The organism is Pseudarthrobacter cellobiosi (genome assembly GCF_023913815.1).
In the GTDB taxonomy this organism is placed as follows: domain Bacteria; phylum Actinomycetota; class Actinomycetes; order Actinomycetales; family Micrococcaceae; genus Arthrobacter; species Arthrobacter cellobiosi.
Map to the genome: position 1 here is coordinate 140,059 of NZ_JAMXBK010000017.1, position 21,709 is coordinate 161,767.

Genomic DNA, 21,709 nt, shown 5'->3' on the forward strand with positions numbered 1-21,709 from the left:
GCAAGTCCTTCAGGGCAAGGCGGCCGGCACTCAGGGCACAGGTTCGACGTCGTTCGCGTGGTCCAGTGGGGCTGGCGCACCGACAGTTGCAGCGGCCGTGCCGGAGCGCAGCTCGTCCAGCCGGACCAGAACCACCCCGCCGACAATGAGGACGCCGCCCAGGAGTTGGATGGCGCCGGGCAGCTCACCCAGAAGCAGCCAGGCCCAGGTCACGGCGAACAGCACTTCGGTCAGCGAGACGAAGGATGCAACCTTGGAGCCAAGGGCGCGGGCAGCGACAATGCCGGAAATGTACGCCAGGACTGTTGCCAGGATGACCAGGCCACCCAGGGAGACCCACCAGGGGGTGATCCAGGGGCCGAGCCTGGTATCCGCGGTGCTGAAGGCCATGGGAAGCAGTCCCGTGGCGGCCGCCAGCCACATGACGGCTGACCCCACCAGCAGCCCGGCGGATGCCAGGACGATGGGCGGCAGGGAATCGTTCTCCTTGGCAGTGATGAAGAAATAGATGGCAAGGCACACGGCAGCGGCCATCCCCCACAGGACCCCGACGATGTCGATCTTGACCGTTCCGGTGAGGTCCAGCACGAGGACCAGGCCGCCGAGCGACAGCACTGTTCCGCCGAAGGTCAACGCGCGTGGCCGCTTCTTGCTGGCTCCCCACAGCCAAAGCACGATGAGGACGGGAGCCAGGTATTCAAGCAACAGCGCTACACCCACGGAAAGGCGGGCTACCGCGTTGAAGTAAAACAGCTGGCAAGCGGCCACGCCGATCAGGCCGAAAAGACCGATGGTGACCCAGTTGTCGCGCAGCTGGTACCACCGTCCGCGCAAGGCCAGAACGGCAGGAACGGCGAGGATCAACGCAGCACCGGTCAGTCTGGCCGTCACGGCAGCGCCCGGGGACCAGCCGGTTTCCAGGAGCGCTTTGGCGAAGGAGCCGGAGAGCCCGAAGACGGCAGAAGAGAACAACGCGATTCCAAGGCCGGAGCCAAGGAATCCGCCCGCGGCTGCGGGGTTAGGGGCGGCAGTCACCGACGCCTCCTGTCAGGAGTAAAGTGGGGTAATGGTCCTGACACTACGCCCGTCTCGAGTAAGGAGTCAAGATGGTCTTTGCCCCTGACACCGAAATAGCCCTGCGCGCCGTGGTCAACCTGATCAACACCGCCGCCAACGGTCGCGAAACGCTCGCCACGGTGGCGGATCTGGATGGCTTCCTTCACTCCGAAGGGTTCAGTGGATCCCGCGCCGGCGATGCGGCGGAGCTGTCGAGTGTCCACGAACTGCGCGGGCGGCTTGCCGCCCTCTGGACTGCAGACGAAGACTCTGCTGTGGCGGGCGTCAACCGCCTGTTGCGCGAGGCCAACGCACTCCCCCAGCTGATGAAGCACGATGAGTGGGACTGGCATCTGCACGCCACTGCCAGGGACGCGCCGCTGGCAGAGCGAATGGGCACCGAAGCCGCCATGGCCCTGGCGGACGTCATCCGGAGCAAGGAGATGGACCGCATGCTGGTGTGCGAGGCCGAGGACTGCGATGCCGTGGTCCTGGACCTCAGCCGCAACCGGTCGAAACGGTACTGCGACACCGGGAACTGCGCCAACCGCGCGCACGTGGCAGCGTACCGGGCGCGGCAGGCGACTGCTCGCTGAACCTAGGTTCAGTGAATAAGGTTCGCTGATCCAGTGCCGGGGCCAGGCCCGGCGCGCGAGGAACCGGCGCGCGAGGAGCCGGTGGGCTAGGGGTGGCTGGAGCCGTTGCTGTCGGCGTCCGGAGACTCAGGAGCGCCGCCGGTCTGGCTTGGGCCGTGTCCCCCGAATCCATGGGACGGCTTCCGCGCTGAACTCAGGTTGACGCCGGACCCCTTGCCCAGATGTTCGGAGTTCTCCTTGTGGCTCATGGCCAGCATGGCGGCGATCACCAGCGTTACGATGAACGCAATGCCGGCGCCCGTGAAGGCGAGGTCGAACCGCGGGGTCTTCGAGCTGCCGCCGGAGGCGAAGATCAGCACCGCGACGAAGGCGAGGACGGCCCAGAACGCGGAGAACATCAGAGGCCCCTTCACCGAGGTCCGCAGATTGCGCGGTTTTCCTGGTTTCTGGTCTGCCAAGGTAGTTCCTCTCCTACAGCCATGCCGAAAGGCGTGCTGGTTCGAATGTGTGCGGGGGGTTGTTCCGGGCGTCTTTTCTACGCCGGGTAGAACCTTTCGCTTCTAGTTTACGGCTTCGCGGAGGCGGGCCGGGAATCGTGCCTTAGCGTCAACCCGGACAGGGCCCACAGCACACCGGAGATGATGGCCCCGCCGCCGGCGACGCCAAGCAGGGCATGGGCTCCTAGGCTGATGAAAAAAGGCAGGATCGCCGCAGTACCAAGCCCGATGATGCCCGAGGCCAGCCAGTCGCGGGCCAGCACGTGCCGGCCGCGATACTTGAGACCGCAGTACAGTTCCACCGCTCCGGCCAGGCCAAGTCCCACCGCCGCGACGACGCCGAAGACGCGGTCCCCGTGAAGCAGCGCCAAGGCAACACCTGCGCCTGCCAGGGCGGCCCCTGCGGCGGAGAGGATTTTGCCGGGCATGCCATCACGCGCGTAGCCGGTCTTCGGGATGGCCCAGAGCAGCAGCAGGCCCGTGACCAGCAGATAGAGCCCGCCCGACCAGCCCATGACCTGGACCGATGGCCCGGCCCAGAAAATGGTCACGGCACCGAACACCAGTGCGGCCAAGGCCCGGAGCAGTACCGGCTTCCACAGGTCTGCCTGCTGGGCGGTGCCGGCGGGAGCATCTGTGGGTGTCAGTGGTTGGTTCACCGGTCCAGTTTAGTGGCCGCCAGCCCTATGGCGAACCCAGCACCATCCAGCGGTCCGACCGGGCGCGCAGGCCCAGCGTCAGCGCCCGGGCGGCCATATACCCCAGCGCAAAGGCGGCCCACAGCCACACGAGGCCTGCAGCGGCGGACATGCCGGAGACAGCAACGGCCACGAGCATGGGGACGTAGACAGCGAGGTTGACCACGCCCGCCAGCGCCAGGTACTTGGCGTCTCCGGCGCCGATCAGCACGCCGTCCAGGACAAAAACATAACCGGCAAGAGGCTGACCGGCGGCCAGGATCCACAGGGCGTAAGTCAGCACGGACTGGACGCCGGCGTCGGAAGTGAACAGCGCCCCCGCCCAGGGCGCGGCGACGGCCAGCATGGCTCCCGTGACCACGCCGAATCCGACACCCCAGCGGATCATGGTCCGGGTCAGGTGCCGCGCCCTGACGGCGTTGGAGGCGCCCAGTTCCTTGCCGATCAGGGCCTGGGCGGCGATGGCAAGGGCATCGAGGGCAAAGGCGAGGAACGAGAAGATGGTCATGGCCAGCTGGTGCGCGGCCAGGTTGACGGCACCTTGCCCCGTGACCACAAAAACCGTCGCCAGGATGGCAATGCGCAGGCTCAGCGTGCGGAGCATGAGCCACGAACCGACGCGGGTCATCGCGCGGATACCGCTCCAGTCGGGCCACAGGCCGATGCCATGCCGGGCGGCATTTCGCTGGACCATCACCAGATAGACGGCCGCCATGGCCCATTGCGCCATGCTGGTGCCGGCCGCCGAGCCTGCGACGGACCAGTCCAGCCCGTAGACCAGCCACAGGTTGAGGACAATATTCAGGGCAAAGCCTGCGGTGGCCACGAGCAGCGGCGTCCTGGTGTCCTGCAATCCGCGGAGCACTCCGGTGCCTGCAAAGATGAGCAGCATGGCCACCAGGCCGGGCATGGACCAGCGGAGATAGTCAACAGCGAACGAGCGAACGTCAGCCTCCGCCCCCATCAGGGACACCAGGGGTTCAGCGGCCCAGAAACCGGCCACCGCCAGAACTATGCCCAACAGAAGTGCCAGCCAGACGCCGTCGCGCCCTGCGGCGAGTGCCTTGCCCAACTGGCCGTGTCCCATCGCGCGGGCCACCGCCGGAGTGGTGGAGTAGGCGAGGAAAACCATCAGGCCGACGGCGGTGTGCAGCACGGCGGAAGCGAGCCCCACGCCGGCCAGCTGGGCCACGCCAAGATGGCCCACAATGGCCGAATCCGCGAGCAGGAAAAGCGGTTCGGCGATCAGTGCGCCGAACGCCGGAACCGCGAGCCGCAGGATTTCCCGGGCATGGCTGGCGGGACGCTGGACGGCAGCGGGGGCGGATTGGTTGGGCACAGTTTCAGCCTAACGGCCGGAACCAACCACCTGGCGGCCCTGCTTCCGTGACGCCGGAAGTCATGACAAAGGACACAATGGTGGACGGTTAGTTGACACTTCAACTAATGATCCAGCAGACTCGATTTATGAATCAGTCACGCCTCACCACCACCGCCATCACCGTCCTGCGCGTCATCCTCGGCTTCCTCTTCACCGCCCACGGCTGGCAGAAGTTCAACGAATGGACCATCGCCGGCACCCAGGCCGCGTTCACCCAGATGGGCGTTCCGGCAGCCAACGTGTCAGCACCCTTCGTCGCAGGCCTCGAACTGGCTGGCGGCATTGCCCTCATCCTGGGCGTACTCACCCGCGTGGTGGCCGCCCTGCTGGCCGTAAACATGATCGGCGCCTTCTTCCTGGTGCACGCCTCGGCAGGAGTCTTCGCCGACAAGGGCGGGTACGAACTGGTGCTGCTTCTGGGCGCTGCCGCCCTGGCACTCGCACTCACCGGAGCCGGCCGCGTGTCTATGGATCGCGTCCTGTTCGGCCGCAAGGGCTCCAAACTGGCAGTCCTCGCCTAAGCGGACTCCTCCTAAACGAGCAACGCCCGACGGCGGACAGGCACCCAGGTGCCGGTCCGTCGTCGGGCTTTTAACGTCTTTGCCGTGGCAGGAATGTCAGCCGGCAACTCCGGTGAGTTCGTTGGCGGCGCGATCCAGGACGGCGCTCTGGACACCTTTCCCGAATTCAAGTCAACGGCGTGGATGCTGGAAGTGGCCGGCTCCGTGACGTAGGCCGTTGAGCCCTGGACAACCTCTCGTGGCGGACGTGGACGCGGACGGCAAGGACGAGTTCATCTTCGGATCGCTGACCATCGATGACAACGGCAAGCCCCTCTAAAACACGGGGCTTGGCCACGGCGACGCGATCCATACGAGCGACCCGGACCCCACCCGGCCGGGACTCGAAACGTTCGCCGCCCACGAGGACATGGGGTCAAGCGGCAACAAGGGCGCCACGTTCCGCGACTCCCGGACCGGTGAAGTCCTCTGGAGCATCCCGGCCGTCAAGGACACCGGACGCGCGGCGGCCGGCGACATCGACCCCCGCTACGCCGGGGCTGAGGGCTGGGCCATCGGCCGCGACGCCGCCTGGAATTCCCCCGTCGGTGAGCTCCGGTCGGCCAAGGGCGAACTGATCGCCAACAGGATCTCGGCTGCCAATTTCCTGGCGTGGTGGGACGGGGACCTGCTCCGCGAAATTGTGGATCACGATTGGGACGCAACAACAAACAAGGGAACGCCCAGCATTGCCAAGTGGAACTGGGAAACCGGGTCCAGCGACCGGGTCCTGACGGCGGGCGGAACGAAGTCGCCAGCAGCCAGCAATCCACAGACAGAACTGCCCTGTCCGCCACAAAAAGGCGGGCGGGGCAGTTCCTGTTGCATATATGTCATCCCCGACCCTCCGGTAACACAACGTCTCAGTAAGATCGCAGCATGACTGAGACCGCCGCCAATTCCGTAACCCTCCGCTTCCTGGCTGCCCCCACGGATGTGGGCCACAGCGGCTCGGTAGATGCGGGGACCGTCCTCGAATGGGTGGACAAGGCGGCGTACGCTGCCGCCGTGGGCTGGGCCAAGTCCTACTGCGTCACCGCCTACGTGGGCAACATCCACTTCGCGGACCCGGTGAACAGCGGCGACATGGTGGAGGTGGAGGCCACCATCGTCTACACGGGACGCTCCTCCATGCACATCCGGACCACCGTCTCGTCCAGCGATCCCAAGGGCGGGCCTGCCACGATGCGCAGCCAGTGCATGGTGATCTTCGTAGCGGTCGGCGACAACGGCAAGCCGATACCCGTCAAACAGTTCGAACCGGTCACGGCGGCGGAGATCGAACAGCGGGACCACGCCCTGGCGCGGATCACGGTCCGTGAACGGATCGTCGAAGCCATGAACGCCCAGGAATATACCGACGCCGGGACCGCCGAACGGGTGACGCTGCGGTTCATGGCCGCCCCCACGGACGTGAACTGGGGCGGGAAAGTGCACGGCGGCATCGTGATGAAGTGGATCGACGAAGCCGCCTATGTCTGCGCGTCCCGCTACTGCGGCATGGACACGGTGGCGGTATTCTCCGGTGGCGTTCGCTTCTACCGGCCCCTGCTGATCGGCCATGTAGTGGAGGTCGAGGCCAGGCTCGTCTACACCGGGACTAAAGGCATGCACATCGCCGTACACGTCCGCTCCGGTGATCCGAAGGGCAGGGAACTGAACCTCACCACGTATTGCCTCACGGTGATGGTGGCGCGCGACGCCGACGGCAACTCGGTGCCCGTCCCCGGCTGGGTGCCGGTCTCGGCAGAAGATACGCGGCTGCATGCCCACGCCCGCGAACTGCTCAAGATCCGTGGGACCGCCCCGGGGAACCGGCTGCCCAACCACCTGCTGGGGCAGGGCTAAGCCAGCCAGCCAGCGGCGGGAACGACCCTAGAAGCCGCTGCCTCCGGCGTCGGCCGCCATGTTGGCGAAGCGCGAGTAGTGGCCCTGGAAGGCCACCACGATGTCCTTGGTGGGGCCGTTACGGTGCTTGGCGATCAGGATGTCCGCCTCGCCTGCGCGCGGGGATTCCTTGTCATAGACGTCCTCACGGTGCAGCAGGATGACCATGTCCGCATCCTGCTCGATGGAGCCGGATTCGCGGAGGTCAGAGACCATGGGCCGCTTGTCCTGGCGCTGCTCGGAGCCACGGTTGAGCTGCGACAGGGCGATGACCGGAACCTGGAGTTCCTTGGCCAGCAGCTTCAGCGCACGGGAGAACTCGGAGACTTCCTGCTGGCGTGACTCCACTTTCTTGCCGGAGCTCATGAGCTGCAGGTAATCCAGGATCACGAGCTTCAGGTCATGCTGCTGCTTGAGGCGGCGGCACTTGGCCCTGATTTCCATCAGCGACATGTTCGGGCTGTCATCGATGAAGAGCGGGGCATCATTCATCCTGCCCATGGTGGTGGCGATCTTGGACCATTGCTCGTCCTTGATGGTGCCCTTGCGAAGGTCCTGCAGGCCGATGGTTGCCTCGGCGGACAACAGGCGCATGGCGATTTCGTTCCGGCCCATTTCGAGAGAGAACATGACCGTGGCCAGATTGTTCTTGATGGCCGCAGAGCGGGCGAAGTCCAGGGCAAACGTGGACTTACCAACTGCCGGACGGGCGGCGATGACGATCATCTGCCCCGGGTGCAGTCCATGCGTGAGTTCATCGAGTTCGTAGAACCCCGTTGGCACACCGGTCATGCCTTCCCCGCGGTGTCCGGACGCTTCGATCTCGTCCACCGTGGCTTCCATGACGTCCTTGAGGACCACATAGTCCTCTGCTGTGCGCCGCTCCGCCACGGCGTAAACCTCGGCCTGTGCCTGGTTGACCAGGTCCTCCACCTCACCGTCGGAGCCGTATCCCAGCTGGACGATTTTGGTGCCTGCGTTGACGAGCCGGCGCAGAATGGCGCGCTCTGCCACGATTTCGGCGTAGTAGCCGGCATTGGCGGCCGTGGGCACAGTCTGGATGAGCTCGTGCAGGTAGGCGGGTCCGCCGATCCGGTTGATCTCTGCGCGCTTGGTCAGTTCGTCCGAGACGGTAACCGCATCCGCCGGCTCGCCGCGGCCGTAGAGGTCGATGATCGCCTCGTAGATGGTCTCGTGCGCAGGCCGGTAGAAGTCCTGGCCGCGGAGGATTTCCACAACGTCCGCGATGGCGTCCTTGGACAGCATCATGCCGCCGAGGACGGACTGCTCGGCGGGAATGTCCTGTGGTGGCTTACGGCTGCCTTCTGATCCGCGGGTACCCTCGATCGAGTCCAGGTGCGTTACTGACAAAGCTGCCGTCCTCCATAGTGTGCCGCGACTTGATGCGGCGAGTAAGTCATTTACCTGCCGGGTGCCCTCCTGCGGGACCTCCACGGGACGGCATACGTTCAGGTCTATCAGCGGCCTCCGACAATGAAGCCCGGCGGGCCCGATTGAAGTCTGCGCAACTTTGAGTCTGCGCAAGGCGCGTAGGAGTTATCCCCATGTTCCGCAAGTTATCCACAAAAAGCGCCACAGCAGCCGGACCGAAGTCCTCCACTGCTGCGACAGCACATGTCCGCGACGGCGTCATGGCGCCCCAAAAGCAGGTATCCCGCAACGGTAGCCGCCACCGCCCCAGCGTCCAAGCCCACCAACCCGGAGGGCTGTGGATAACCTGTGCACTAAGGGGCATAGCTTGTGCACAGCCTGTGGGTGAACCTGTGGAAACAAAAAAACTTTTGCCGTATATATGCGTCTGACCTGCGAAAACGTTCGTCGAGGATGTGGACTAAATTCTTTTTTTCTCAACCTTCATCCACAGCTTGCGGCGCGGCGCTGTTGAAAGATCTGGCTTTCCGAGCGTCTCCGTCGGCGATTCATGCCCGTTTGGTGATGCGCGGCACACCGCCGGGCATCTTTTGACGCCGCAGCGAATCGGCTGTATGCAACGGCAGGAATGTGCTGTGGATAACGGGCATCTGGCATAAGCTCTGACTATGGGCGATGTACTGATGGTGTTTCTGCCGGCCGGCGTGTTGGCGGCGATAATCTGGGCATTTACGACGGCCCTCAGACCGCGTGATTCCGGGACCTCCGACGCCGAGAAGTACCAGCAGGACCTGGCCAGGCGCTCTGCGGAGCACTATGCCGAGCAGGTGCGCGTCGCAACAGCCGTGCGTGTCCGCCTGGAAGCCAACACCCGGCCCAGCCAGAACGAACAGCAGCAATCGCAGCAGGAAGACCATGCCCGGGCAGCACGGCGCGGGCAGTCCGGAGCGGGTGCCGGCCAGTATGGCTATGCGGCGCTGCCCGGCGGGATTCTGGACCCTCAGCTGGCCATGCAGTTGCAGACAATGGCGCACGACGGGCATAAGATCCAGGCCATCAAACTCCTCCGCCAGGCAACCCAAACGGACCTGGCGACAGCCAAAAAGTATGTAGATCGGCTTTAGAAATGGAATCGCTCGTGATCCCCGTTATTATCCTCGCGGTCGTGGCCGCCAGTGTCGCACTGGCTGCCCGGGCGGTCAGCAGGCGGCAGGCGGCCGTCAAGCAGTCCGGCACGGCCCCTGCGCCGGATCCGGTTGAGGTGGCCCGCCTGGCCGCCGCCAAGCTCTCTGAGGACCAGCACCGCAGGTTGTACGCGCTGATTGCCCAGGGACAAGCGATGGCGGCCATCAAGCTGTACTACGAGGCCACAGGAGAAGGCCTGCGGGCATCCCGGGACGCGGTGGGGGCGTTGGCCGCCCATCCGCAGGCCTACCGCAGCCCTGCCGCAGAAGTGGTGGCAGAGTCCGACGATGACGACACGCCCCAGCGGTTCCCCTACCGCTACCGCGCCATTGCCAGCAAGGGCGACGTGACGCGTGAGGTCAGCAGCAATATGCTCAACGACGAGATCTACGGCCGCATCCGCACGCTGGCGCGCAGTGGCGACACCGAAGGCGCCGCCACTGCGCTGACCAGGCACTCGGACATCTCCCTGAAACAGGCACGCGAGTTCATCGCCCTCCTGGACGACTAGGGCTTATGGACGACTAGGCTCCTGGACCCCAGGGCTCTCAGCCACGGCACAGCGCACCGTCCGGCTGTCAGAAGTCGAAGATGTCTCCCAGCCAGCCTTCTTTCTTTTTGGGCCGCCGGCGGTCGCGGTCATACCCCGGCTTGTCGTACTTCCGGTCGTCGTAGCGCGGCTGGTCGTAACGGGGCTGCTCGTACCGCGGCTGCTCGCGGCGGGGTTCAAAGTTCGGATACAGCGGGGGCGGAACCGGAGCAGCGACAGGCGCCGCGGCCGCCGGGCGCGCCGGCGTAGGAGCGCTGCCGCCCATGGCGTCGTTGGCGCGGTCGATGATTTTGTCCAGCTCACCGCGGTCCAGCCAAACGCCGCGGCACCGCGGGCAGTAGTCGATCCCGACGCCGCTGCGTTCGCTCATGATCAGGTCAATTGAATCCACAGGACACTTCATGTTCCGGTCAACGACCGGGGAGACCGAATAGTTCGGCAGCCGGGACCCCGGCGCTGACGGGAAGAACTTTGCGGGAAGGGCGCGGACCTTGCGGACCAGCCCGCCTTAGCGTCCGCCGGAAATGCCCGCCAGGAGCTGCTCGAACGGCAGGGACTCCAGGGCCGCCGGCTTGCGGCCGGGCTGATCCTCCGCCAGGAGGGCGGCAAACTCAGCCGCCGCACGGTCGATCCGCGACGAGAGGGGCGAGCCGCCGTCGTCCGTGTTTCCCCAGTCCTGGGGGCCGGCGAAAACGGCCGTAGCGGCCATCCGGGTGCGCAGGTAGCTGAACAGCGGGCGCATCGCGTACTCGAGAACCATCTGGTGGCGGTCCGTGCCGCCCGTGGCACCCAGGAGCACAGCCTTCCCGTCCAGTGACTTGGGGTCCAGGACGTCAATGAAGGACTTGAACAGGCCGCTGTAGGAGGCGCTGAACACCGGGCTGACGGCAATGATGCCATCGGAAGCCTCCACGCCGGCAATGACATCCGCCAGGCGAGGAGCCGCATAGCCGGTGACAAAGTTGTTGGCGATGTCCACCGCGAGGTCCCGGAGCTCAAGGACCTCAACCTTCACCTCGAAACCGGCATCGGCGAGGCGGTGCTCTGCTGCAACGGCGAGCTGGTCGGCGAGCAGCCTGCTCGAGGACGGCACGCCCAGGCCGGCGGACAGTACGGTGATGCGGCGGGTTTCCACTTGGACTCCTGAGGTTCGGTACAGCCTATGTTACATGTGTTTGCATGTATCTGGATAACCGGCGGCTGCCCTCGTTTATTCCGGGCGCCCAACTTCACGGTTCCCCGGAGTCGCCGCTGCAGGCCGTCGCCAGGCTGACACGCCTGCCACGGGGTGGGAGACTTCGGGGATGACGCAAAACAGGACCCAGCCCACCGACCGGACCGTTGAGGACTTCCTGGCCGCGGTGGAGCATCCGGCGCGCCGCGAGGACGGCTTCGAGCTGCTGAACCTCATGCGGCAGATCACGGGGCAGGAGGCCGTTATGTGGGGGCCGAGCATCGTGGGATTCGGCAGCTATCACTACCGGTACGAGAGTGGCCACGAAGGGGATGCCGCCGCTGTGGGCTTCTCACCGCGCAAGGCGAACCTTGCACTCTACGGGCTGACGTACGGGCCCGACGCCGGCCAGCTGCTTCCTCGGCTCGGCAAGCACAAGACCGGCGTGGCATGTCTCTACATCAACAAGCTCGACGACGTAGACCGTGAAGTCCTCGCCGAGATGATACGCACGGGCTACAGCCACGTCATGGCAGAGCTGCACCTGCCCTAACCTGCGCACAGGGCACAGAAAAACCCCCGCTGCCAGTGACGGCAACGGGGGTTTTCGTGCAGTTCAAGGCTGCGTAGCCGGAAAGGCTACTTACCTGCGACTACGTTGAGTTCGATCACAGCGGCAACGTCAGCGTGAAGACGGACGTTGGCCTGGTAGGAACCGACCGACTTGATGTGAGTCGGCAGTTCAACCTTGCGCTTGTCGATGCGGCCAAGGCCAGCGGCCTCAACAGCGTCGGCGACGTCGGCCTGCTTGACGGTGCCGAACAGGCGTCCGGTCTCGCCAGCCTTGACGACGAGCTTGACCGGCTTGGCCGAGAGTGCAGCGGCCTGCTTCTGAGCATCTTCCAGGGAAGCGTGCTCGCGGGCGGCGCGGGCAGCCTTGATGGACTCAACCTGCTTCTCGCCACCCTTGGACCAGGTCAGGGCGAAGTTGCGGGGCAGCAGGTAGTTACGTGCGTAACCGTCCTTGACCTCGACAACGTCGCCAGCAGCACCGAGACCGGTTACTTCGTGGGTCAGAATGAGCTTTGCCATGTTAGTTAATCCCTTCCCTAACCGCGGCCAGCGCCGGAGTAAGGCAGCAGTGCAACTTCGCGGGCGTTCTTGATTGCCTGGGCGATCTTGCGCTGTTCCTGCACCGTGACGCCAGTGACGCGACGGGCGCGGATCTTTCCGCGGTCGGAGATGAACTTGCGCAGCAATGCTACGTCCTTGTAGTCGATGACAGTGATGTCAGCGGCCTTCAAGGGGTTGGACTTTGGTTTGGGCTTACGGAGTTCAGCCTTAGCCATCGTGGAGCTCCTATTCTATGGAGCCCGTGGATATTGATCCACGGGATGGTGGTGGTCCGACGGCGGCAGTCGCGTCAGGTGCCTTGCGGCACCTTCGGCGGTCCCGGCGTCGGGCCTAAATGATTGGTTTAGAAGGGAGGTTCGGAATCGGGGCCGTTGCCCCAGCCGCCGCCTGCGTTGGAGACACCGGGCGTTGCCCAGGGATCCTCCTGTGCAGGCTGCTGGTTGCCGCCACCGAAGCTTCCACCGGAGTTGCCGCCCTGGTTTCCACCAGAGTTGCCGCCTCCGAAGCCACCGCCGCTGTTGCCGCCGCCGAAGCCACCCTGCCCACCCTGACCGCCGGAGCGCTGGGTGCGGTTGACCTTGGCATTGGCGTAACGCAGGCTCGGGCCGATTTCATCGACTTCGAGCTCGATAACGGTGCGCTTTTCGCCTTCTTTTGTTTCGTAGGAACGGCTCTTCAAACGGCCGGAAACGATCACGCGCATGCCCTTGGTGAGGGACTCGGCAACGTTCTCGGCTGCTTCACGCCATACCGCTGCGCGGAGGAACAGGGTTTCCCCGTCCTTCCACTCATTGGACTGGCGGTCAAAGGTGCGCGGGGTGGAAGCGATGGTGAAGTTCGCTACTGCCGAACCTGACGGTGTGAACCGCAATTCCGGGTCATTGGTGAGATTACCGATGACCGTAATGGTGGTTTCGCCTGCCATCTACTGCCTCCTTGTTCGATCCTGAGTGAAGAATTCGATCCTGCGGGGTAAAGAATAAAAATCGGAGCTGAAATTACTCAGCAACAACTTTCTGCTCTTCGGGGCGGGTGATCTTGGTGCGCATGATGGTCTCGTTAAGAGACAGCTGGCGGTCAAGTTCCTTGGCGGTGTCCGGCTTGGCGGTGAAGTTCACCACGGCGTAGATACCTTCGGACTTCTTCTTGATTTCGTAAGCCAGTCGACGACGGCCCCAGATGTCAACCTTTTCGATGGTTCCACCATCGTTGGTGATGACGTTCAGGAACTTCTGAAGCGACGGCTCAACGGTACGCTCTTCGACCTCGGGGTCGATGATTACCATCAATTCGTAAGGACGCATATGTGAACCCACCTCCTTTGGGCTAAGCGGTTACGGCATTTCCGTAACAGGAGGTTCATTTGCGATGCCGTGCGATGCCCGGCCAACAGAACGGAGGCAGGGCGCAGCACAGACTTCAATATCTTAGTGCATTTGGACCGGATAGGCGATTCGCGCTTGACTCAAGGCTAGGCGCCCTGCTTCCAAGGTGGAAGCCCACCCGGCCCTATGTGGAAAACCATGGTCCGCGCCTGTGGGGATACCGTCCCGGGTCAATCATCCTTGCCTTTGCCCTTGTTCCCGCCTTTGCCGCCGTCTTCTTCCTTGAATTCACCGTCCCCACCCTCCGGGGAAAGTTCCGGGGTGGACGTTGTCGGCGTGGGGGCAGGTTCGACGGCGGCGCTGGCCGCTTCCAAGTCCATCCGGACCTTGCTGATTGAGGATTCGATGCGGGAACGCCGCTGCGGCGAGACGTCACCCTGTTCTGCAGCGGCCTGCACCTCACGCCCCAACTGGTCGAGCTCAGCCAGTGCGCGCGGGAAATTCTGTTCGGCTGCGAGTTGTTTCGCCGTGGCGACTTGCGCCTGGAACCTTCCAGCCGTGGCTTCCTCCAGCTCGGGTGCAGCGGCACACCCCGCTAATAGAACGGCGGCGAGGAACAACGCCAAGGCCGTCCTGGGATGGCGGTGGACGCGACGGCGGTTCCCCGGCAGCATCCCCGGGGCGCCATCTTTCATTCTTGGGCAAAGTGGGACGGTCATGGCCTGACGCTCTCTTCCAGCTCAGTGAAGTGCTCGCCCATCTGTCCGGGGGTAGCCGGTCCGGGAGTGTTAGCCGGCACGGACGCCGGGCGTTGCAGCCCGCCCAACACGACAACGCCAGCAACGACGGCAACCACAGCCAGCAGCGCAGCGATGATCCAAAGCCTGCGGCCGCGCAGGCGCAGCGAGTCCGGCCAGAACCGCCAGGTTCCGGGCCGCGGGGGCTCGGAACGCTGCCGTGCCGACGCAGGCCGGTGTGACGGGAGCAGGGGTTGCCAGGATGACGCGTTGGTGGCTTCGCTATCCGGCAGGGCAGGCAGTATCTTGCCTGCGGCTCCGACTTCGCCTGCATCTGCAGCGCGAGGCCGCGGCGCATCGGCTCCGCCCAAGAACAGGGTCTGCAGCGGAAGCCCGCGTGCAGGGACCTCAACGGCAGCGGCCGGCTCCACGCGGGTGGTCCAGTCCCCCTCGCCGTTCAGTGCCTCGGCAACCCAGCCGGCGCCGGGCCGCCTGGAAGGTTCCCTGGCCGTCATGGTTTCCAGCAGCGCTTTCCAGCCCGGACCTAAAGCATCCGGGATCACCGGGTCGCGGGAAAGCCGGGCAACGGCAGCTTCCAAGGGAGGTCCAGAAAAGTCCACCTTCCCGGTGAGGGCTTCGAGCAAAACGAGGCCCAGGGAGTAGATGTCTGCCGGCGGGCCCACGGACGCACCGCTGGCCTGTTCCGGGCTCAGGTACGCTGCCGTGCCGGGGATCATGTTGGTGGCAGTCAGCCGGGCTCCTTCAACCATCCGGGCAATGCCGAAATCCGCGAGCTTCGGGCGGAACCCGCCGCCCCCGGCGTACTTGGCCAGCAGGATGTTTGCCGGTTTCACATCCCGGTGCACCACGCCATGGTGGTGGATGTACTGCAGCGCCTCGGCGAGGTCGGCTCCAATGACCGCCACCTCGGCGCCTGTCAACGGTCCGGCGGCGATACGGCGGCGAAGGTCGCTTCCCGGGATCAGCTCCATAACGAGGAAAGGCACCTCGTGATGGCCTTGGACAGCGGTGCCGGCGTCGAAAAGAGTAACGAGGCCATGATGGTTCAACCTTGCCAACAAGCGCATTTCGCTGTGCTGCCGACGGACCTCGTTCGCATCCGCGGCGTCAGGGCGAAAAATCTTCAGCGCCACCTCGCGGTCCAGGACCGTGTCGGTGCCCCGATAGACGGTGCCCATCCCTCCGCGGCCAAGCACCTCTCCCACTGTGTAGCGTTCCTGGAGCACCGTTCCCGGCACCAGGGTGTCAAGCTCCTTCACCATGGGGGTCGCCTTTCGTCTCAGGCGCAAGTCTAGCCAAGCCTGGGGCCCGCCAGCCTTTCTGTGGATAACCCCAGCAGCGGATGGCGGATTGGGCTAGCCTTAACGCATGCGTCAGGCGATCACCCGGCAACCGTCACGCGACCCCAGGAGGTAACACCATGGCAAGCGAGGCTTCCGGTGCCCAGCGCTCGAATGAGGACGCAGCGCACGAGCTCGTGATGAACGGCGTATCCGATGTGTTGCTGAACATTGAGCATGCCCTGAGCCGCGCCAAGAAGGTTCGGATCCAGGCTGCGAAGGCAGACGAAGAGGTAAACGCCAAGCTTGCCTTGGACGACGCCATCTTGGCCCTGGAGAAAACCCGCAAGCGGCTCATGCAGGACGCGTACTACCGCCAGGAAGCGCTGCGCCTGCTGTAACCTCAGCACAAAGCAGGTTGGCGAATACAGGGGGGCGCATTGGCGCGCAGTGGCGAAGAAATCCGGGCAGCGCTGATCAGGTTTGCTGCCAAATGGGGCAAGTACGGTGGCAGCGAAAAGAGCGAAGCCCAGACCTTCCTGAACGAGCTTTTCGAGTGCTACGGCTCCAACCGCCAAACGGCCGGCGCCGTCTTCGAGGACTTCAAATCCAGCGCCGGGTTCATGGACCTGCACTGGCCCGGCACGCTCATAGTGGAGATGAAGAAGCCCGGCATCAAGCTGGAATCGGCACGCGAGCAGATCCACCGTTACTGGCAGGAATCCTCTGACGAATCAGCGGACATCCCGGCCGCCCGCTTCGTAGTCATCTGCAACTTCCATGAATTCGAGATCTGGGAGCCGGGCAGGTTCCCCACCAAGCCGCGGTTGACCGTGCCACTGAAGGACCTGCCGGACAAATACGACTCGCTCCTGTTCCTGGCAGACACCACCCTGGACCCCGTTTTCGCCGAGCACCACCGGGCCATGACCAAGGACGCCGCCAAGCACATCGCCACGCTCTACCTGTCGCTGGCGGACCGCAGCGCAGCACCCATCGACGAGATCCAGCGCTTCGTACTGCAGTCCGTGTGGTGCCTCTTCGCCGAGGACCTGGGCATGCTGGACGGCTATCCGCTCCAGACCATCGTTAAGCGGCTCCTCCACGAGCAGGAGCCCAATTCAGCCAAGGAAATTGGCTTCCTGTTCCGCGTGCTGAACCAGAAAGGGGCCCAGAACCGGAAGGGCGAACTCCACGGCACGCGTTACGTCAATGGGTCGCTCTTCCTCGAGGCGGCGGAAGTGGACCTCAGCACCGACGAGCTCAGGATGCTTGACCAGGCGGCCGAGTTCGACTGGCGGCAGGTGGACCCCACCATCTTCGGCTCGCTGATGGAAGGCGTGCTGGGCGAGGACCGCCGGGCCGAACTGGGCGCGCACTATACCCACGAGGCCGACATCATGAAGATCGTCACGCCCACCATCATCCGGCCCTGGCGGGACCGGATCGATGATGTCTCCTCTGTGGCCGGAGGCGTGGCCCTGCTGGATGAGCTGTGCGCGTTCAGGGTCCTGGACCCGAGCTGCGGCTGCGGCAACTTCCTCTATGTCGCCTACCGTGAATTGCGCGGCCTTGAGCAGGAGCTCAAGGAGAAAATTACGACGACGGCGCACGCCACCGGAGTGCACGCGCCCGCCGGTCCGCTGCCCTACTACCCGTTGCACAACCTGCACGGCATCGACATCGAAGGCATCGCCGTACTCATCGCCCGGCTCACGCTCTGGATGGGCCAGCGCCAGATGATCGACCGGTTCGGTGCCGCGGAGGACCCCCTGCCGCTGGTGGACATGTCCTCCATCCGCCGGGCAGATGCACTGGCCACCGAATGGCCCGAGGTGGACGCGATCATCGGTAACCCGCCGTTCCTTGGCTCGCAGTTACTGCGGGGCTCGTTGGGCGACGACTACCTCGACTGGCTCAAGAAGCAGTTCAATGTTGGCATCAAGGACCTCTGCGTCTATTGGTTCCGCAAGGCCCAGAACCAGCTCAAGCCGGGCCAGCGTGCCGGGCTGGTAGGTACAAATTCCATCTCCCAAAACCGTGCACGTTCTGCCTCGCTGGAATACATAGTGGCAAACGGCGGCGTGATCACCGATGCTGTCTCGAGCCAGAAGTGGCCGGGTGAAGCGAAGGTTCACGTCAGCATTGTGAACTGGGTGAAGGAACCTGCAGCGGCGCCGACGTTCACGCTGGACGGTGAAGCTGCTCTCGGGATCAATCCCTCGTTGCGCAACGAGGAGGTTCACGGCTGGGACCCGGCTAACCTCAAACTCAACTCGGGCAGATGCTTTCAAGGCCCCATTCCAGTCGGTGCTGGGTTCATAATCACGCCACATGAAGCTTCCTCGCTCCTCGCCGATGAAGGCGGAAGCTACTCAGACGTTGTCCGCCAATACCTCACGGGCGACGACATCACCGATGACCCGGAGCAGGGGGCCCGCCGGTGGATCATAGATTTCGGTCTACGCCCGCTTGAGCACGCGGCCAGATACCCGGCCGCGTTGAAGATCGTCCGAGATCGGGTGAAGCCCGAACGCGAACTAAACAAAGACAAGGGGTTTCGTGAAAAATGGTGGCTTTTCGGTCGCCCACGCGCTGAGATGCGGCAAGCCATTGGACAGGAGCGTTTTGGTGCCAGCATTGCCCAGGGGAAAAGGTTTCTCATAACGTGGCAGGAGCGCAGCGTTTGCCCCAGTAATCTGACGAATGTCTTCGCCGTCGACGACGACTACTCCATGGGCATCCTTCTCTCCAAGGCCCACGACGCCTGGGCGTGGCACCGGTCTTCAACCCTGGAGACGCGCCTCCGCTACACCCCAACGTCTGTTTTTGACACGTTCCCCTGGCCGGACCCGGTCTCCTCCGCCCAACGGGAGGCGGTTGCGGAACTCAGCCGCGCCGTCGTCGGACGCCGGCAGGAGATCTGCAAGGCCGAGAACTTTGGCCTGACCAAGCTCTACAACCTGATGGACGATGGCGGGTACGCGGACCTGAAAAAGCTGCACAAGCAGCTGGATGAAGCCGTGGCCGCCTGCTACGGCTGGCCGAAATCCGCGGCGCAGGACGCTCCGGAGATCGTCCGGCGGCTGACGCAGCTCAACAAGGACATCACGGAGGGAAGCCGCAGCTACGATCCCTTCGGCGCAGCGCCTGTCGGCGGAGCAGCCGAATAGCCACGTCCCCGCCACAGCAGGGCCGTGTGGCAAGATCGGCTGTCGTCGTGGTGGTTCGCACCGGGGCGACGGCACCCATCTGGGCGGCGCCGTCCCGATGCTCGTCCTCGCGGCCTGATCAGACCCACGGACTCCCACTTCGCGGCGCAAAAAAGTCTATGGTGCCTGCAGCGGAACAGGTCTATATTGGCAAGAACGGCTGGGTACCGTGCTGGACGCAATGAGGCGGCCAGGAGAGCCGGTCCGCGTGTCGCGCAAGCGGCTGGATGGACCCAGGATTTTGGATAGAGCAAGCAGTTCGGTCTCCTTCTTCGATGGATGGGGACCACATGTCGTTAATAGGCCGAAGCAGGGAATTGGACCGGATAGTCTCCGTAATCCGGGGTCCTAACGATTCAGCCCTCAAGGTGGTTGGCAGGCGCGGGACGGGTAAGTCCGCCCTCCTCTCCGAGATTCCCCGCCTCTCCGATGTCCGCACCGTCTTCCTGACAGCGAGTGCCTCAGAGTCCGACTGGCCGCTCTCGGGCCTCACCGCGCTCCTGACCGGCATCGATGACCCCGTCCTCAACCGCTTCGCCGACGAACTGCTGCGCGATTCCACTGGCGCCATGGACGTCCCGACTGTGTCCACCCTGCTGCTCAACGGACTGCACCAGCGCTCGTCGTCCCGGACGGTCATTGTCATCGATGACGCCGACCAACTGGACCCCAGCAGCCAGGCGGTGATCGGCTACTTGGCGCGCCGGCTGACCGGAACGGACATGGCGCTGTTCATGAGCGTGCGGGAAGATATAGCCGATAGCCCGTTCGCATCCCTTCCCGCCCTCCAGCTGGCGCCGCTGAACTACAACGACACGGTCCGCATGCTGGAGGCCATTCCGGCCCGGCAGACCGCGACGGCGGCGGTCCACGCAGTCGCCGCTGCCACCCAAGGGAACCCGCTCGCCGCCGTCGAGCTTTTTACGCTGCTGCTGCAACGTGTGGCAGACGGAAAATACGCGCTGCCGGTTCCGCTGCCCGGCAAGGGAAGCTTCGAAGCGGAGTTCGCTGCCACCGTGGGGGGACTCTCGCCTGTCGCGAGGCAGGTCCTTGACCTGCTTTCGTTGTCCTGCCGGAGCGATATCGCAACCTTGGAAAGAGCCTATGACCAGCTGTGGGGCGGGATCGACGAACTGCTGGCACAGGGCATGGTGGGCAGGTCCGGGCCGCATCTGAGGATCCAGGACCAGTTGCTCCGGGGCTACGTGTATGCGGCCATGACACCCGCAACGCGGACCGCCAGCCACCGCGCCATGGCGGCAGCGGCGGAGCCCGCGGATCCCTATGCGCACCGCTGGCACCTAAGCTTTACCGCTTTGGAACGGCAGACCCCGTTTGGGCTGCTCCGCCTTGCCGTTGACCTAATCCGGAGCGGCGAAGTGCCCTTCGCCGTCGAATACGTTGAACGGGCCCTGACCATCAACCCGTGGGAAGCGGAGACCGCTGCGAGGCTCACCACCGTGGCCGAGCTGCTGCTGAACCGGGGCGAATTCGTCTACGCCAAGCGCTACCTGGACTGGGCGCAGCGCGTGACGCGGAACCCTGCCCTGATCCTTCGGCTGACAGGCCTCGCCTTCGAGATCCAGTTCATCCAGGGCGGCACCGTGCGCTCCAGCATGGTGCTCCGGCTGGTGAAGGAGTTCGGGCAACACGATCCGGCCTTCGCTAACCGCCTGCTCGTGGCCGGCGCGCTCTATTATGCGGACCGCTGGGAGCTTGCGGATGCCACCAGCCTGCTGCGGTACGCCGAGGAGTTCAAGGACCACGCCTCACCGGACTGTCTGGCTCTGGCGGAGAGCGCCAGGCAACTCATCGAAGCGATCAGCGGGACGCCGCAGGAGATCGGCCGCAAGCCCGACGGCGGGAGCGAAACGGTTGCCACCCTTCTGATACAGGGCCGTGCGTTGAGCTATGCCGAACACCATGTCGCCGCCCAGGAGGCCTTTGCCCGGGTGCGGAACTTCCTGGAGGCAAACACCGTCAACTGGCGGGAAACCGCGGAGTTCCTCGCAGTGGACAATGAAATCCGGGCGGGGAACGTCCGGAAGGCGGTGAAACTGATCGAAGATCTTGAGCTCGCAGAACCGGAAACCAAATACCACCGTGGAATGCGGCACGTCTTCCGGGTCTGGCGGGCCAACGCGATCGGAAACGAGGAACTCGCCCGCGCCTACGCGTCGGACGCCCAGCACTTCTCAGGGGCGGAAAGCCACCCTGCGATTACAGCGCAGCTGGCCGCGTGCCAAGGGCATTTTGCCCTCATGCGGGGAAACCTCGCCAAGGCCTTCGCGCAGCTGTCGCGGGCAGGGGAGATAGGTCAGGCTTTCAGCAACCCCACGCTGCTCCGCTGCGAGTCCGATCTGGTGGAAGTCCTGATCCGGCTGGGCCGGCACAGGGAGGCCGCCCAGGCGCTGTGGCACCTGGAAAGCCAGGCAGTTGGCCTGCGTTCGCCCTGGCTCATGATGGCTGTTGCCCGGAGCCGGGCGATGCTGGCCGACGGTGAGCAGTCGCTCCAGCTGTTCAGTGACGCCCTCGCCGGCAGAAATCCCCAGGAATCACTGCTGGAACGCGCCAGGACACTGCTGTGCTACTCCGAACGTCTCGGCGCCTTCGGCCGCCTCCGGAGCGCCCGGGATGGTCTGCTTCGAGCGAAAGTGATGTTCGACGAAGCCGGGGCCCACGCGTGGGCCCAGCACGTCGACTCGCTGCTGCTCGACGAACGTGTGGAACCGGCAGGTGCCCCCGGCAACCCCGCGATCCTGATGCTTGCAGACCACGAACGTGTGCTGGTGCGCATGGTGGCCCGCGGGATGCGGAACAAGGAAATCGCGGCCACCCTGTATGTCTCTGTCCGGACCGTGGAAGTGCGCCTCACCTCGATTTACCGGAAACTCGGAGTGGAATCACGCGCCCAGCTGACAGCCCTCGCAACGGGCAAGGAAGCCACGCAGGCCAAGGAACAATTCGTCCTTCCCATCCTCTAGGACACCGGCTGGGGGCACAGGGCGCTGCAGGTACCCGCAA

At 64.5% G+C, this 21,709-nt stretch carries 23 protein-coding genes and 1 pseudogene; 11 read left to right on the forward strand and 13 right to left on the reverse strand.

Annotation, left to right across the window (positions count from 1 at the left end; all coding sequences use genetic code 11):
- Positions 1-30: 30 nt before the first annotated feature.
- Positions 31-1,035, reverse strand: coding sequence for an EamA family transporter (locus tag NG701_RS03585; RefSeq protein WP_252564607.1), 1,005 nt, complete (start codon positions 1,033-1,035; stop codon positions 31-33).
- Between the two features lie 71 nt (positions 1,036-1,106).
- On the opposite strand from NG701_RS03585, the gene NG701_RS03590 reads away from it, so the two are divergent.
- Positions 1,107-1,652, forward strand: a complete 546-nt coding sequence (locus NG701_RS03590) for a CGNR zinc finger domain-containing protein (RefSeq protein ID WP_252564609.1) — start codon at positions 1,107-1,109, stop codon at positions 1,650-1,652.
- Between the two features lie 86 nt (positions 1,653-1,738).
- On the opposite strand, the gene NG701_RS03595 is transcribed toward NG701_RS03590, so the two are convergent.
- The 3 genes from NG701_RS03595 to NG701_RS03605 all read right to left on the reverse strand — a co-directional run bounded on the left by NG701_RS03595 (position 1,739) and on the right by NG701_RS03605 (position 4,186).
- Positions 1,739-2,110: a hypothetical protein gene (locus NG701_RS03595; protein WP_252564611.1), complete on the reverse strand. Its 372-nt coding sequence runs from the start codon at positions 2,108-2,110 to the stop codon at positions 1,739-1,741.
- 107 nt (positions 2,111-2,217) lie between these two features.
- A complete protein-coding gene (locus NG701_RS03600) occupies positions 2,218-2,808 on the reverse strand; it encodes a hypothetical protein (protein WP_252564613.1) in 591 nt (196 codons plus the stop codon).
- 25 nt (positions 2,809-2,833) lie between these two features.
- Positions 2,834-4,186 carry an MATE family efflux transporter gene (locus tag NG701_RS03605; protein ID WP_252564615.1) on the reverse strand — a complete coding sequence of 451 codons (1,353 nt, stop codon included), beginning with the start codon at positions 4,184-4,186 and terminating at the stop codon, positions 2,834-2,836.
- Positions 4,187-4,314: 128 nt separating this feature from the next.
- Here NG701_RS03605 and NG701_RS03610 point away from each other — a divergent pair, with 128 nt between their 5' ends.
- The 4 genes and pseudogenes from NG701_RS03610 (at position 4,315) to NG701_RS03620 (ending at position 6,636) form a co-directional block, all read left to right on the forward strand.
- A complete protein-coding gene (locus tag NG701_RS03610; RefSeq protein ID WP_252564616.1) occupies positions 4,315-4,749 on the forward strand; it encodes a DoxX family protein in 435 nt (144 codons plus the stop codon).
- A gap of 84 nt (positions 4,750-4,833) precedes the next feature.
- A complete protein-coding gene (locus tag NG701_RS20930; RefSeq protein WP_256475473.1) occupies positions 4,834-4,962 on the forward strand; it encodes a hypothetical protein in 129 nt (42 codons plus the stop codon).
- Positions 4,963-4,987: 25 nt separating this feature from the next.
- A pseudogene (locus NG701_RS03615) lies at positions 4,988-5,542 on the forward strand (rhamnogalacturonan lyase family protein); the annotation flags it as partial.
- Between the two features lie 125 nt (positions 5,543-5,667).
- Positions 5,668-6,636 carry an acyl-CoA thioesterase gene (locus tag NG701_RS03620; RefSeq protein ID WP_252564618.1) on the forward strand — a complete coding sequence of 323 codons (969 nt, stop codon included), beginning with the start codon at positions 5,668-5,670 and terminating at the stop codon, positions 6,634-6,636.
- A 27-nt stretch (positions 6,637-6,663) separates the two neighbouring features.
- On the opposite strand, the gene dnaB is transcribed toward NG701_RS03620, so the two are convergent.
- Positions 6,664-8,046 carry a replicative DNA helicase gene (gene dnaB, locus NG701_RS03625; RefSeq protein ID WP_058930676.1) on the reverse strand — a complete coding sequence of 461 codons (1,383 nt, stop codon included), beginning with the start codon at positions 8,044-8,046 and terminating at the stop codon, positions 6,664-6,666.
- A gap of 689 nt (positions 8,047-8,735) precedes the next feature.
- Between dnaB and NG701_RS03630 the strand changes: the two genes are divergently transcribed.
- Entirely contained in the window at positions 8,736-9,191 is a 456-nt protein-coding gene (locus NG701_RS03630; protein WP_252564620.1) for a hypothetical protein, read from the forward strand.
- A gap of 2 nt (positions 9,192-9,193) precedes the next feature.
- Positions 9,194-9,763: a hypothetical protein gene (locus tag NG701_RS03635; protein WP_252564622.1), complete on the forward strand. Its 570-nt coding sequence runs from the start codon at positions 9,194-9,196 to the stop codon at positions 9,761-9,763.
- A gap of 67 nt (positions 9,764-9,830) precedes the next feature.
- Here the strand turns inward: NG701_RS03635 and NG701_RS03640 are convergent, their stop codons facing one another.
- Both NG701_RS03640 and NG701_RS03645 read right to left on the reverse strand, forming a co-directional pair.
- Positions 9,831-10,205, reverse strand: coding sequence for a TFIIB-type zinc ribbon-containing protein (locus NG701_RS03640; protein ID WP_252564624.1), 375 nt, complete (start codon positions 10,203-10,205; stop codon positions 9,831-9,833).
- A 105-nt stretch (positions 10,206-10,310) separates the two neighbouring features.
- Positions 10,311-10,937, reverse strand: coding sequence for an FMN reductase (locus tag NG701_RS03645; RefSeq protein WP_252564626.1), 627 nt, complete (start codon positions 10,935-10,937; stop codon positions 10,311-10,313).
- 169 nt (positions 10,938-11,106) lie between these two features.
- Here NG701_RS03645 and NG701_RS03650 point away from each other — a divergent pair, with 169 nt between their 5' ends.
- Complete coding sequence (locus NG701_RS03650) at positions 11,107-11,529, forward strand: DUF1801 domain-containing protein (protein WP_252564628.1); 423 nt, start codon at positions 11,107-11,109, stop codon at positions 11,527-11,529.
- 86 nt (positions 11,530-11,615) lie between these two features.
- Here the strand turns inward: NG701_RS03650 and rplI are convergent, their stop codons facing one another.
- The 6 genes from rplI to NG701_RS03680 form a co-directional block, all read right to left on the reverse strand.
- A complete protein-coding gene (gene rplI, locus NG701_RS03655; RefSeq protein ID WP_111908353.1) occupies positions 11,616-12,068 on the reverse strand; it encodes a 50S ribosomal protein L9 in 453 nt (150 codons plus the stop codon).
- 17 nt (positions 12,069-12,085) lie between these two features.
- The gene (rpsR, locus tag NG701_RS03660; RefSeq protein ID WP_003800144.1) at positions 12,086-12,325 is read right to left on the reverse strand and encodes a 30S ribosomal protein S18; all 240 of its coding nucleotides are present in this window, start codon (positions 12,323-12,325) and stop codon (positions 12,086-12,088) included.
- A gap of 128 nt (positions 12,326-12,453) precedes the next feature.
- Positions 12,454-13,035: a single-stranded DNA-binding protein gene (locus NG701_RS03665; RefSeq protein ID WP_252564630.1), complete on the reverse strand. Its 582-nt coding sequence runs from the start codon at positions 13,033-13,035 to the stop codon at positions 12,454-12,456.
- A gap of 73 nt (positions 13,036-13,108) precedes the next feature.
- Positions 13,109-13,414: a 30S ribosomal protein S6 gene (gene rpsF, locus NG701_RS03670; RefSeq protein WP_011693941.1), complete on the reverse strand. Its 306-nt coding sequence runs from the start codon at positions 13,412-13,414 to the stop codon at positions 13,109-13,111.
- Between the two features lie 251 nt (positions 13,415-13,665).
- Complete coding sequence (locus tag NG701_RS03675; protein WP_252564632.1) at positions 13,666-14,154, reverse strand: hypothetical protein; 489 nt, start codon at positions 14,152-14,154, stop codon at positions 13,666-13,668.
- Positions 14,151-15,455 (reverse strand): serine/threonine-protein kinase, encoded by a 1,305-nt coding sequence (locus NG701_RS03680; protein WP_252564633.1) that lies wholly within the window; start codon positions 15,453-15,455, stop codon positions 14,151-14,153. Before NG701_RS03680 ends, NG701_RS03675 begins: the two co-directional genes overlap by 4 nt.
- 158 nt (positions 15,456-15,613) lie before the next feature.
- Between NG701_RS03680 and NG701_RS03685 the strand changes: the two genes are divergently transcribed.
- From NG701_RS03685 to NG701_RS03695, 3 genes are all read left to right on the forward strand, one after another.
- Complete coding sequence (locus NG701_RS03685; RefSeq protein WP_252564635.1) at positions 15,614-15,874, forward strand: hypothetical protein; 261 nt, start codon at positions 15,614-15,616, stop codon at positions 15,872-15,874.
- Between the two features lie 39 nt (positions 15,875-15,913).
- Positions 15,914-18,646: a DNA methyltransferase gene (locus tag NG701_RS03690; RefSeq protein ID WP_252564637.1), complete on the forward strand. Its 2,733-nt coding sequence runs from the start codon at positions 15,914-15,916 to the stop codon at positions 18,644-18,646.
- Between the two features lie 356 nt (positions 18,647-19,002).
- Positions 19,003-21,669, forward strand: coding sequence for a LuxR C-terminal-related transcriptional regulator (locus NG701_RS03695; RefSeq protein ID WP_252564639.1), 2,667 nt, complete (start codon positions 19,003-19,005; stop codon positions 21,667-21,669).
- Positions 21,670-21,709 lie beyond the last annotated feature (40 nt).